At 47.9% G+C, this 12184-nt stretch carries 11 protein-coding genes; 8 read left to right on the forward strand and 3 right to left on the reverse strand.

Annotated features, from left to right (window positions below):
* Positions 1 to 31: 31 nt before the first annotated feature.
* From pfkA to VFK44_05370, 4 genes are read left to right on the forward strand one after another with little or no spacing between them, the layout of a single operon-like run.
* Positions 32 to 991 carry a 6-phosphofructokinase gene (gene pfkA / locus VFK44_05355; protein ID HET7627799.1) on the forward strand — a complete coding sequence of 320 codons (960 nt, stop codon included), beginning with the start codon at positions 32 to 34 and terminating at the stop codon, positions 989 to 991.
* A 20-nt stretch (positions 992 to 1011) separates the two neighbouring features.
* Complete coding sequence (gene pyk / locus VFK44_05360) at positions 1012 to 2766, forward strand: pyruvate kinase (GenBank protein HET7627800.1); 1755 nt, start codon at positions 1012 to 1014, stop codon at positions 2764 to 2766.
* 33 nt (positions 2767 to 2799) lie between these two features.
* Positions 2800 to 3219, forward strand: a complete 420-nt coding sequence (locus VFK44_05365) for a thioesterase family protein (protein ID HET7627801.1) — start codon at positions 2800 to 2802, stop codon at positions 3217 to 3219.
* A 1-nt stretch (position 3220) separates the two neighbouring features.
* Positions 3221 to 3613, forward strand: coding sequence for an FxsA family protein (locus VFK44_05370; GenBank protein HET7627802.1), 393 nt, complete (start codon positions 3221 to 3223; stop codon positions 3611 to 3613).
* Positions 3614 to 3654: 41 nt separating this feature from the next.
* On the opposite strand, the gene ytvI is transcribed toward VFK44_05370, so the two are convergent.
* Positions 3655 to 4770, reverse strand: coding sequence for a sporulation integral membrane protein YtvI (ytvI, locus tag VFK44_05375; GenBank protein ID HET7627803.1), 1116 nt, complete (start codon positions 4768 to 4770; stop codon positions 3655 to 3657).
* Between the two features lie 321 nt (positions 4771 to 5091).
* Between ytvI and citZ the strand changes: the two genes are divergently transcribed.
* The 3 genes from citZ (at position 5092) to mdh (ending at position 8612) form a co-directional block, all read left to right on the forward strand.
* Positions 5092 to 6213: a citrate synthase gene (citZ, locus tag VFK44_05380; GenBank protein HET7627804.1), complete on the forward strand. Its 1122-nt coding sequence runs from the start codon at positions 5092 to 5094 to the stop codon at positions 6211 to 6213.
* A 161-nt stretch (positions 6214 to 6374) separates the two neighbouring features.
* Positions 6375 to 7643, forward strand: a complete 1269-nt coding sequence (gene icd, locus VFK44_05385) for an NADP-dependent isocitrate dehydrogenase (GenBank protein HET7627805.1) — start codon at positions 6375 to 6377, stop codon at positions 7641 to 7643.
* A gap of 27 nt (positions 7644 to 7670) precedes the next feature.
* Positions 7671 to 8612 carry a malate dehydrogenase gene (mdh, locus tag VFK44_05390; protein ID HET7627806.1) on the forward strand — a complete coding sequence of 314 codons (942 nt, stop codon included), beginning with the start codon at positions 7671 to 7673 and terminating at the stop codon, positions 8610 to 8612.
* Positions 8613 to 8665: 53 nt separating this feature from the next.
* Here the strand turns inward: mdh and VFK44_05395 are convergent, their stop codons facing one another.
* Positions 8666 to 9865, reverse strand: coding sequence for an O-antigen ligase family protein (locus tag VFK44_05395; protein HET7627807.1), 1200 nt, complete (start codon positions 9863 to 9865; stop codon positions 8666 to 8668).
* Between the two features lie 385 nt (positions 9866 to 10250).
* On the opposite strand from VFK44_05395, the gene VFK44_05400 reads away from it, so the two are divergent.
* On the forward strand, positions 10251 to 11411 hold the full coding sequence (locus VFK44_05400) for a glycosyltransferase (protein ID HET7627808.1): 1161 nt from the start codon (positions 10251 to 10253) through the stop codon (positions 11409 to 11411).
* On the opposite strand, the gene VFK44_05405 is transcribed toward VFK44_05400, so the two are convergent.
* Complete coding sequence (locus VFK44_05405; protein ID HET7627809.1) at positions 11408 to 12079, reverse strand: phosphatase PAP2 family protein; 672 nt, start codon at positions 12077 to 12079, stop codon at positions 11408 to 11410. The genes VFK44_05400 and VFK44_05405 overlap by 4 nt on opposite strands.
* Between the last annotated feature and the right edge of the window lie 105 nt (positions 12080 to 12184).

Here is a 12184-nt window from a genome sequence, read left to right on the forward strand (position 1 = left end):
CTGTGAATACAAGAGAACAGGGGTGAACGGCTTGAAAAGGATAGGAGTATTGACGAGCGGCGGCGATTCGCCCGGCATGAATGCCGCCATCCGCGCGGTTGTGCGCAAAGCGATCTTTCACCGCTTGGAGGTTTACGGCATTTATCACGGGTATACCGGTCTCATCGCCGGGAACATTAAACCGTTGGAAATCGGTTCCGTCGGCGACATCATCCATCGCGGCGGCACGATGCTCTACACGGCTCGAAGCGAGGAGTTCAAAACGGCGGAAGGTCAAAAAAAAGCAATCGCCCAACTGAAGCGATTCGCCATTGAGGGCGTAGTCGTCATCGGCGGGGACGGTTCCTTCCGCGGAGCCGATAAATTAAACGATTACGGAATTGCGACGATCGGAATCCCGGGCACGATTGACAACGACATTTCCGGCACCGATTTCACCATCGGTTTTGATACAGCTTTAAATACGGTCATTGACGCGATTGACAAAATTCGCGACACGGCCACATCTCATGAACGTACATATGTCGTCGAAGTAATGGGCAGGGACGCCGGCGATCTTGCTTTATGGTCCGGGCTTGCGGACGGTGCCGAGTCGATTTTGATTCCCGAAGCGCCCTATGATATGAAACAAATTGTTAGTCGGTTGAAAAGAGGCCATGATCGCGGCAAAAAGCACAGCATTATTATCGTTGCCGAAGGTGTCGGAAGCGGCGTTGACATCGGCCGGCAAATTAAACAGGAAACGAATTTGGAAACGAGAGTTACCGTTCTCGGCCACATTCAACGCGGCGGTTCGCCGACTGCTGCTGACCGCGTACTCGCGAGCCGGCTCGGTGCGAAAGCGGTCGAGTTGCTGTTGGAAGGTAAAGGTGGACGCATGGTCGGGATCAAAAACAACCGAATCGTCGATTCCGAGTTGGCGACGGCGTGGAAAAGAAGCCATATCATTGATTCGGAAATGTATAAACTTTCGCAAGAACTGTCGATTTAAAAAGGGAGTTGTCGGATAGTATGCAAAAAACGAAAATCGTTTGCACGATCGGTCCTGCGAGCGAAAAGGTCGAACAGCTCATCGAAATGATTGAAGCCGGAATGAGCGTCGCTCGTTTGAATTTTTCGCACGGGGATCATGAAGAACACGCAGCGCGCATTCGAAACATTCGCGAAGCAGCTGAAAAAACAGGAAAAACAGTAGCGATCTTATTGGATACGAAAGGACCGGAAATTCGCACCGGAACCTTAGCAAAGCCATCCATTCAATTGAAAGCGGGTCAATCTTTGACACTCGCAATGGATGAAGTTGAGGGAAATGAAGAGAAAATTTCAGTTTCCTACAGCGGTCTGGTGAACGATGTATCCGAAGGCTCGGTCATTTTGCTTGACGACGGATTGATTGAATTGAAAGTGACCGAAATCCGTGACCGGGAAGTCATCACGCAAGTACTCAACGACGGTGAGTTGAAAAGCAAAAAAGGGGTTAACATTCCTAACGTCAGCGTCGATTTGCCGGGTATTACTGAGAAAGACGCCAAAGACATCGTATTTGGAATTAAGCAAAACATTGACTTCATCGCCGCATCGTTTGTTCGCCGAGCCTCCGATGTGCTCGAGATTCGCCAATTGCTCGAAGCGAACGAAGCGGAGCACATTCATATCATACCGAAAATCGAAAACCGCGAAGGCGTCGAAAACATTGATGAAATTCTCAATGTATCCGATGGTCTCATGGTTGCGCGCGGGGATCTCGGAGTGGAAATTCCCGCGGAAGAAGTTCCTCTTGTGCAAAAAGATTTGATACGCAAGTGCAATACTAGAGGGAAACCGGTCATTACGGCGACGCAAATGCTCGATTCGATGCAGCGAAATCCGCGTCCGACGCGGGCGGAGGCGAGCGACGTCGCAAACGCGATATTTGACGGCTCGGACGCCGTTATGCTTTCCGGAGAAACGGCGGCCGGCCAATACCCGGTTGAAGCGGTGAAAACGATGAGCAAGATCGCATTGCGGACGGAAACGGCGATCGCCTACGACGATTTGTTCGATAAATCGATGCGGGACAGTGAAACGACGATCACGGACGCCATCAGTCAATCGGTAACCCATACGGCATTGAAACTAAATGTTTCCGCCGTCATTACCGCCACTGAAAGCGGACATACGGCGAGAATGATTGCCAAATATCGTCCGAAGTCACCGATTGTTGCGGTAACGAATTCGGAGCGAGTGAAGCGGCAGTTGATGCTCGTTTGGGGCGTTGTTCCGCAACTTGGTGAGACAGCGTCATCGACGGACGAAATGCTCGACATTGCTGTGGAAGAGGCTCTGAATTCCGGAATCGTCAGACACGGCGATTTAGTTGTTATCTCTGCCGGGGTGCCTGTTGGACAAACGGGTACAACGAACTTGATGAAAGTCCACGTTGTCGGCGATGTGCTTGCAAGAGGACAAGGCATCGGGAAGATTTCCGTTTCCGGAAAGGTCGTGCTTGCCGAAAATGCGAACGAGGCGAACGAAAAAATGACCGAAGGAGCCATTCTCATTTCATATGGGACCGATCGCGACATGATGCCGGCGATCAAAAAAGCGTCGGCCATTATCGTCGAAAGAGGGGGATTGACGAGTCATGCAGCCATCATCGGATTGAATCTCGACATTCCCGTCGTCGTCGGTGTAGAAGGGGCGCTGCAATTGTTCCGCGACGGACAAGAAATTACGGTCGATCCGGAACGCGGGGATATTTACGACGGTCACGCAAGCGTATTGTAAAAGGGACGTCAACTTTTCTCAGGAGGAAGGAAAATGGCCGTAACCGAACTTACCGCACGCTACAGCGAAACGGATCAAATGGGCGTGATTCATCACAGCACGTACGTAAATTGGTTTGAAGTGGGAAGAACGAACTGTATTCGGGATTTCGGCGTCGCTTATCATGAAATCGAAGCAGCGGGTTTTTTGCTACCGGTCGTCGAAGTGAATGTTTCGTATAAAGTACCGGCAAAATATGAAGACGTCGTGCAGATTGTTTCGAAGGTTTCCGAGTACAATGGATTGCGTCTTAATTTTCACTATGAAGTGAAACGGAAACGGGACGGCATTTTGCTCGTTGAAGGAGAGACGAAACATTGCTGGACCCGCAAGGACATGAAACCGATCTCGTTGAAAAAACATTGGCCGCAACTGCATGCAACGATCGAAAAAATGGCAAAGGAAGAAAATTGACATGAAATACTTGCCCCTGTTCTTCATCGTCGTATCTGCCGCGGAAATCGGCTTGTTCATCTTGTCCGGGAACCTTATCGGCGTATGGGCTACGCTCGCCTTGATTGTATTGACCGGAATTCTCGGAGCGTCGATGGCAAAAAAACAGGGGTCGGAAGTATTGAAAGCGGCCCGCATGCAGCTGCGTCATGGACAAGTTCCCGGAGAAGCGCTGCTTGACGGCATTTGCATCTTGATCGGGGCCGTATTATTGATTACTCCCGGGTTTTTGTCGGATACGTGCGGCTTTCTGTTGCTTGTGCCAAAAACAAGAGAATACGGAAAAGCTGCGATGCAAAAATGGATCAAAAAGATGATTCGGAACGGGACGATTTATTTGTTCATCCGAAAATAACGGAAAAACGCAGGAACCTTTGCGGAAGCTCCTGCGTTTTTTTACGTCTGTTGGCCAATGATAAATCCCCACACGTCTCGAAAAACGTTTGCATTGTGAAGCGTTTTGATAATGACGAGAACGACCGGTCCCACGATCAAACCGAGAAATCCGAACAACTCAATGCCGATAAACAACGCAACGAGCGTGGCCAAAGGGTCGAGTCCGATGCTCGAAGAAATGATTTTCGGTTCCATCATTTGCCTTTGGATGATAATAACGCCGTACAAGATAGAAAGGCCGATGGCCAAAAAATAATTTCCGGTAAAAAAACAATAAAGAATCCACGGCACAAAAACGGCTCCGGTTCCGAGATAAGGCATGAGGTCGACGAGCCCGGTAATGATGGCAATGGAAATGGCGTAATCGACACGTAAAATTAACAAGCCGACCAGGTCAATCGCCGCGGTGATCGAAATCAATGTCAATTGGGCTCTAATGAAGCCGAACAGCGCTTTCTTTAAATCGGCGAATATGCTTCCGATGTTTCGGGCTGCCCGTTCAGGAATGATGCGGTTAATTTTGTTGCCGAGTTTATACCAATCTTTACTTATGAAAAACGTGCCGAGCATCGTGAACAGCAAAACGGCGAGCAGGCTCGGTAGAGCGGCAACGAAACCCGACAAGACGGAAAGGATTCCTTGCCCAAGTTGACTAAACATATGGGTAACGGTTGAACCGACATCTTGAATGTTGTTGATGATCGTTTGTTGTTTTGTCTGATCCAAATTGTGGAAAGAATTAAGTAGCCGATTGTACATAGGCATGACTTGATTCGATACAAACAATTGCAGCTGACCGATCAATTCGTTGATTTTGTCCGGCAACACATTCGTCAAATACGTGATCCCGGATATAATTTCAAACACGATCAAAGTGACGAGACCCGCGATGAGAGCGAAGATAATGATAATGGAGATGAACACGGCAATTCCACGCGGGATTTTACAAGTCCGGTGCAGGAAATTGACGAGAGGATTCATGAGAAAGGCGATGACGACGGCGATAATAAAAGGCACTGTCAATTGCGCAATATAATACAAGGCGAAAAAGCCGATCGTAACCGCCAGTAAAACGAGCATGAACCGTGCGAGAATATGAAAATAATTCAATGTCAAACCGGCCGACCTCCCCAATTATCTACTGCGGCAACCATACATTTTTTATAAAATTAATGCGCCGTAAAAATCCGGCGGCTTCGAGTTAGGGTTGGCTATATTTTACACGTTCTTTCGAGATTATTCAATTCGAGGCTTATTTCTGACAAAATGGATCGGAAAAGGGGATTGGTTCGTTTCACAAACCGCGAATCTTTAGTTATAATGAGGGTTGGGTGCAAACAAGTAACACAAGGCGGCAGCCGTCGGAAAACGGAGAATAAAATGCCATGGTTCGGTTTATCGCCTTATTGAAAGTATACGATAAAAGGAGAGATCGGAATGACACAAACCCGAGGATTAGAGGGTGTTGTAGCAACCACGTCAAGCATCAGTTCGATTATTGACGACGTATTGAGTTACCGTGGCTATAACATCGACGATTTAGCCAATCATTCCAGTTTTGAAGAAGTCATTTACCTTCTTTGGAACGAAAAATTGCCTAACAAGCGCGAACTGGAAGATTTCAAAAATCAACTGGCTGCGGAGGCTGAAGTGCCGCAAGCCGTTTTTGATCAAATGAAAACGTACGATATCGGCAACGTACATCCAATGGCCGCTCTTCGCACTGCGGTTTCCACGCTCGGTCTTTTCGACGATGAAGCCGACGTGATGGATGAACAGGCGAATTATCGCAAGGCGATTCGCCTCCAGGCAAAAATCCCAACAATCGTCACGGGATTCGGACGCATCAGGAACGGCAAAGAACCCGTTTCCCCGAGCAAAGACTTGAGTTTTGCGGCTAATTTTCTTTACATGCTTAACGGAGAAAAGCCGGATGAAGTTTCCGAAAAAGCATTCAACAAAGCGCTCGTTTTGCATGCTGACCACGAACTGAATGCTTCTACCTTTACGGCACGGGTTTGTGTGGCCACACTGTCCGATGTATATTCGGGAATCACGGCCGCCATCAGCGCTTTAAAAGGACCGTTGCACGGCGGAGCGAATGAACGCGTCATTCACATGTTGACCGAGGAAATTAAAGAGATTGACAAGGTGGAACCTTACCTCGAAAAAGCGTTTGCAAACAAGCAAAAAATTATGGGATTCGGTCACCGCGTTTACAAATCAGGCGATCCGCGTGCAAAACATTTGCGTGAAATGTCGAAACAGCTGAGCGAAGTGACCGGCACTTCGAAATGGTACGACATGTCGGTGAAGATGGAAAAGATCATTAAGGACGAAAAGGGGCTGCCGGCGAACGTCGATTTTTATTCGGCATCCGTTTATCACAACCTCGGGATCGAACATGATTTGTTTACGCCGATCTTTGCCACGAGCCGCGTTTCCGGATGGTTGGCTCACATTCTTGAGCAGTATGGGAACAATCGTCTCATTCGCCCTCGTGCAGAATATACCGGACCAAAAAATCAACAGTACGTTCCGATCGAAGAACGCGAATAAAGTTGCTTCAACGGTGCCCGGCCAACCGGGAATCCTTTGCGTCCGCGGCAAGCGCAGATTCGGCGGCAGCAGTGATCAAAAGGAACCGGCGGGTTGGCCGTACCTCATATAACCTGTTGAATTTATCTAACTAGGCTTTGAAAGTTAAGGAGGCAAAAGCAATGGCAAACGGAGAGAAAATCAGAGTGGAAAACGGAAACTTGCACGTGCCGAACGAACCGGTGATCCCTTTCATCGAAGGCGACGGAACCGGTCCGGATATTTGGGCCGCTGCGCATCGCGTGCTTGAAGCTGCGGTGGATAAAGCGTATAACGGTGAAAAGAAAATTGTTTGGAAAGAAGTGCTCGCGGGCGAAAAAGCTTACAACGCGACCGGAGAATGGCTGCCGCAGGAAACGCTCGATACGATTCGCGACTACATAATTGCGATTAAAGGACCGCTTACGACACCTGTAGGCGGGGGTATTCGTTCATTAAACGTCGCGCTGCGGCAAAAGCTTGACTTGTTTACTTGCCTGCGTCCCGTACGTCATTTTACGGGCGTTCCTTCGCCTGTGAAACATCCGGAACGTGTAAACATGGCGATTTTCCGTGAAAATACGGAAGACATTTATGCGGGCATCGAATACCAAAAAGGCACAGACGAAGTGAAAAAAGTGATCGATTTCTTGCAAAATGAAATGGGCGCGACGAATATTCGATTCCCGGAAACGTCGGGCATCGGCATTAAGCCGGTATCCGAAGAAGGAACAAAACGCCTCGTTCGTGCAGCCATTCAATATGCGATTGATGAAGGCCGCAAGAGCGTAACCCTTGTTCATAAAGGGAACATCATGAAATTCACTGAAGGGGCGTTCAAGAACTGGGGCTACGAAGTGGCTGAGCAAGATTTCGCAGACCAAACGTTCACTTGGGCGGAATATGACCGCATCGTCGAAAAAGAAGGCAAAGATGCCGCAAACCGCGCGCAATCCGAAGCTGAAGAAGCAGGAAAAATTATCGTGAAAGATTCAATCGCCGATATCTTCCTGCAACAAATTTTGACACGTCCTGAAGAGTTTGACGTCGTTGCAACGATGAACTTGAACGGTGACTACATTTCTGACGCCCTCGCTGCACAAGTAGGCGGCATTGGCATCGCTCCGGGTGCCAACATCAACTACGAAACAGGGCACGCCATCTTCGAAGCGACGCATGGAACGGCTCCGAAATATGCCGGTCTCGACAAAGTCAACCCGTCGTCGTTGTTGCTTTCCGGTGTTTTGATGCTTGAACATTTGAATTGGCGTGAAGCAGCCGATATGATCATGAAGTCGATGGATAAGACGATTGCCAGCAAGGTCGTCACATACGATTTCGCTCGGTTGATGGAAGGCGCGACGGAAGTAAAGACTTCCGAATTCGCCGACGAGTTAATTAAAAATCTTTAAAACGACGCGTAGAAAGGAGAGAGCAGGATGACATTGTCCAGAAGGAAAATCTCGGTCATTGGCGCAGGTTTCACCGGTTCCACGACGGCGTTCATGTTGGCGCAAAAAGAACTCGGAGACGTTGTGCTCGTAGACATTCCCGACAAAGAAAGCTCGACGAAGGGAAAAGCGCTCGACATGTTGGAGTCAACACCGGTCCAAGGGGTCGACGCAAAAATCATCGGCACGTCCGATTACAAAGATACGGCCGGTTCTGACGTGGTTGTCGTCACCGCGGGGATTCCTCGCAAACCCGGGATGAGTCGCGATGATCTCGTGAACACAAATGCGAATATCATGAAAAGCGTGACGAAAGAAATCGTTGCCCACTCTCCAAACTGCATCATCGTCGTTTTGTCAAACCCGGTTGATGCGATGACGTATACGGTGTACAAAGCCTCTGGGTTCCCGAAAAATCGGGTCATTGGTCAAGCGGGCGTTCTTGATACGACGCGTTTTCGTACGTTCGTTGCCGAGGAATTGAACCTTTCCGTGGAAGACATTTCCGGATTTGTTCTCGGCGGCCACGGCGACGACATGGTTCCGCTTGTCCGCTACTCTTATGCGGGCGGGATTCCGCTCGAGAAGTTGATTGCCAAAAAGCGGTTGGACGAAATTGTGGAACGTACAAGAAAAGGCGGCGGGGAAATTGTTCAACTTCTCGGAAACGGCAGCGCTTATTACGCTCCGGCAGCCGCATTAACGCAAATGGTGGAGGCTATCGTGAAAGACAAGCGCAGAGTGCTTCCGGCGATTGCCTACTTGGAAGGCGAATACGGTTACCGCGATTTATTCCTCGGTGTGCCGACAGTACTCGGCGGAAACGGTTTGGAAGAAGTCATCGAACTCGAGTTGACGGATGATGAAAAACAACAGCTTGATAAATCCGCGCAGTCGGTCAAAGATGTCATTGCTGTCGTGGAAGCATAAAGAAACGAAGAAAAGAAGAAGCTCAGGCGCATGGCGCTGAGCTTCTTTTCGTATTAAATATATTTTGGCCCGTATCGGTCTATTTTGGCCGTTTTTCTTAAGAAAATCTCCCAGTACGCCAACAATACGATCGTAAGCAGCATCACTTGCGGAGAGAACAACGGAAAATCAAGAGTACCCATGATCGGAATGATGGGCAAAGCAAACAGAAACATATCGACGGTGCTGTATTTTTTTCTCTTGATATATTTCATCATTCGGATGAACTGATACAAGCATACGATGAACAATAAGATGAATACAAAAGCACCGATAACTCCGTATTCCGATAAGTATGCCAGAAACAAATTATGTGCGTGGACGATTTGATAATCCGACAATAATGAATATCGTTGAACGAAACCGATTGGGGTGACGCCGAAAATCGGGTGATTTGACCAAATGTGAAGCGCGTTTTTCCAAATCGTCTCCCGGAACTCAAAAGAATGTTCGGTCACTTCCATACGGGGGATGAGCGGCAGCCATAGCGGGGAAAAAATGCCCGCCGTGAAAATCAACAATACTCCGATCGTTAAACGATAACGAAAAATAAACAGGAGAAACAAAAAAATCATAACCATGATCGCTTGTCGTGAAGCGGTCTCGAAGATTCCCGCCGTCAAGGTGATCGTCAAAAACACATGAATAAACGTCCGTTTTCCGTTCGACAATCTTAACGCCTTCAGCAATTCAACAAGTTGAAAAGCCAATGAGATCAGCAGGAGAAAGGCTGCGAAATTCGGGTTGTACGTACTTCCGAACAATCGGCCGAAATCAGGATCACCAAGCAGCAGGGAACCGGTCAGAAGGCCGAGAATCGGTGAATGGATAAACGGAAACTGGTGAAGCAACAAGCGAATGTTTCCGAAGATAAATATATAGACGCCGCCCCAAATGATAATCCACTTGTACGTATGGAAACTTAACGCGCACGCAGTCGTCCGAATTCTTAAATACAAGCCGAAGTAAGCGGTAATCATGATGAGCACGAGCAAAATCGTCCATTGCTGCATGATCAGAGCCGCTCCAACGGTAGAAACAAGCAATCCGACAAAAAACACGGTCGGAATCGTGATGCGAATCTTTTTTTTGTGCCGCAATTGATAAAACCATTGCTTCCAGCCGAGAGCCATTAACCAAACAATCCCGATCGGCGGTAGTACGTATACGAGAGCAATACCCGTTTCAAGCGGGTTCAAGCGTCGTCTGTTCATAAATTTCGTCCCTTGTCTCATAAAATTGGTAAATGCTGCGTTCTTTGATATGAATGATGCCATCCATATGTTAGTATGAAATACAGTTTAAAGCAAGTCCGCTCGTCCAGATGAAGGACGGACAGGCAGACAAACGCGTAAACAAAAGCGTTGGCATGTTTTTCGTTTTTCTGTCGAAAATAAGGGGTAAGATTTCATTAGACATGGAAGCTTGCAATCAAATTGCTAACCAATGACCTGCGAAACTCCCGTTAGGACGGCTGCCGGGAAAACTATTTGACTTATGCGAATTAATGGAATCATTAATTATTGTTCGTTAGGGTATTCATTTTTACGGGAATTGCTATAATAGAGTGGAATCCGTATGGATCGTTGAGGTGGAAAAATGCCGAAGATCAAAAAAGATAAAATCCTGATTTTGACTGGTCAATATGGGGAAGGCCACCGACAAGCGGCCAATGCGATTACGGAAACGATCTGGGAGAGGAACATGCCGATTGATACGATCGTGATGGATCCATCCGCGTTCAGCCATCCGATTCTTGATTCTTTGAATCGATATTTTGTCGTCAAAGGCGTACAGAAATTTCCCGCCGTTTATCATTCGATTTACCAAAAAACACGCTACGACAACTATGCTTCGACCATGTTAAAACGAATTAACCGAATCGGGGCAGGGAAAATATGGGGCATCATCAATGAAATCGATCCGTCAATGATTATCAGTACGTGTCCCATCACCGCTGGAATCGTTTCCAATCTAAAAAAAACCGATTGGCTGAACGTTCCGGCTTCTACCGTGATTACGGATTATTCCGTTCACAGTTATTGGGTCAATGAGCATACCGATGCTTATTTTGTCGGTTCGGAAAAAGTGAGGAACGGTTTGCTTCGCGCCGGCGTCGACAACAAAAAAATATTCGTCACGGGGATCCCGACCGATCCGAAATATTCCAAAGGGTACAATCGGGTACATCTGAAAGAAAAGCATGGATTGAACGGAAACATGCCGACGGTTTTAATCGGCGGCGGCGGTTGCGGCATCATTGGCGATCCCGAGCGTCTCATGGAGCAGCTTAACGCCGTACCGTATGAGCTGCAATTGATCATCGTTTGCGGCCACAACGAGCGATTATACCGACAATTGGAGCGGAGAAGAACTGATTCAAAACATCAAATCATCTTGACCGGATATGTCGATCACCTTGAGGAGTACATGGCGGTTGCCGATTTCATGTTAACGAAACCCGGCGGCTTAACCGTATCCGAAGCGATCGCCATGAACCTTCCTCTGTTGTTGTTTCAATCGCTGGGCGGCCAGGAATACGACAACGCGCAATATTTGGCTGAGACGAAAGCGGCGTTGGTGGCTTCCGATTTTAACGATTTGTATCAGAAAATTAATCGCATGATTACCGACCGCACGCTTTTGGCGGAAATGAAAATTCATCAAAAAAAACTAAGACAAAACGACGCAGCGATGAAAATCGTCGAAAACGCGGTCGGCATCTTGGACCGGCCGGATTCTTTGCGTTTTGCCTTTTAATGAAATCCGTCTCCCGATAGGAAGGCGGATTTCTTTTGCGCACGATCGCCGAAAGCTGTTGGAAACCGAAAGCTAATAAGCAACAGGCACAACCAAGCGGCTCCCGCCGTGTAACCGCCGATAACGTCGAGCGGATAATGGACGCCAAGATATACGCGGCTTAACCCGATCAAAAAGATCAACAGGCACACAGCCGTTGCTGTGCTCACCGTTCGCTCGGGTTTTTTCCGGTTGAAAAGACAAACCATGATGAAGGTGAACCCGTAAAAGGCGACCGCATGCATCGCGTGGCCGCTTGGGAAACCGTAAAATCCCGCATAAACGAGATGCTCGACATCAGGGCGGGGTCGATGAAACAGCGCTTTTAACAAAATCGTCAATGCACGTCCTCCGATGATATTCGTCGCTAGCAAAGCCCCCATCCGCTGATGGTTTGAACGGATGAGAAAGATCAAGAACAACCCGGCCAATGGAAATATGACGTATGCGGAACCGAGATAAGTAATGAAAGTAAAGAGAGGGACCCAATCGTCCCCGAGAAAATTGTACAACAAGCTCTCGTATTTCATGTTCCAGGCTTGCCACGCAGCGTCATCATAGTTTAAGGCAATGACTAGGAACGTTATTAAAAAAAACAAAAACCCCGCGCGGATCCATCGCTGAATCAATGGGAGAAACCTCCTTTCAGTGAAAACATGCAATCGGTTACGTATATTGATGAGTGTACGAGTGTTATTGTTATTGTACAATAGAAAATTGAAAGAATGATTGAA

The organism is Bacillales bacterium (assembly GCA_035700025.1).
Taxonomy (GTDB): Bacteria; Bacillota; Bacilli; order Bacillales; family DASSOY01; genus DASSOY01.

Coding starts and splice junctions, on each gene's coding strand:
- pyk (HET7627800.1), top strand. CDS start 1,012: ATGCAAAAAACGAAAATCGTTTGCACGATCGGTCCTGCGAGCGAAAAG.
- VFK44_05365 (HET7627801.1), top strand. CDS start 2,800: ATGGCCGTAACCGAACTTACCGCACGCTACAGCGAAACGGATCAAATG.
- icd (HET7627805.1), top strand. CDS start 6,375: ATGGCAAACGGAGAGAAAATCAGAGTGGAAAACGGAAACTTGCACGTG.
- VFK44_05370 (HET7627802.1), top strand. CDS start 3,221: ATGAAATACTTGCCCCTGTTCTTCATCGTCGTATCTGCCGCGGAAATC.
- VFK44_05395 (HET7627807.1), bottom strand. CDS start 9,865: ATGAACAGACGACGCTTGAACCCGCTTGAAACGGGTATTGCTCTCGTA.
- citZ (HET7627804.1), top strand. CDS start 5,092: ATGACACAAACCCGAGGATTAGAGGGTGTTGTAGCAACCACGTCAAGC.
- VFK44_05400 (HET7627808.1), top strand. CDS start 10,251: ATGCCGAAGATCAAAAAAGATAAAATCCTGATTTTGACTGGTCAATAT.
- mdh (HET7627806.1), top strand. CDS start 7,671: ATGACATTGTCCAGAAGGAAAATCTCGGTCATTGGCGCAGGTTTCACC.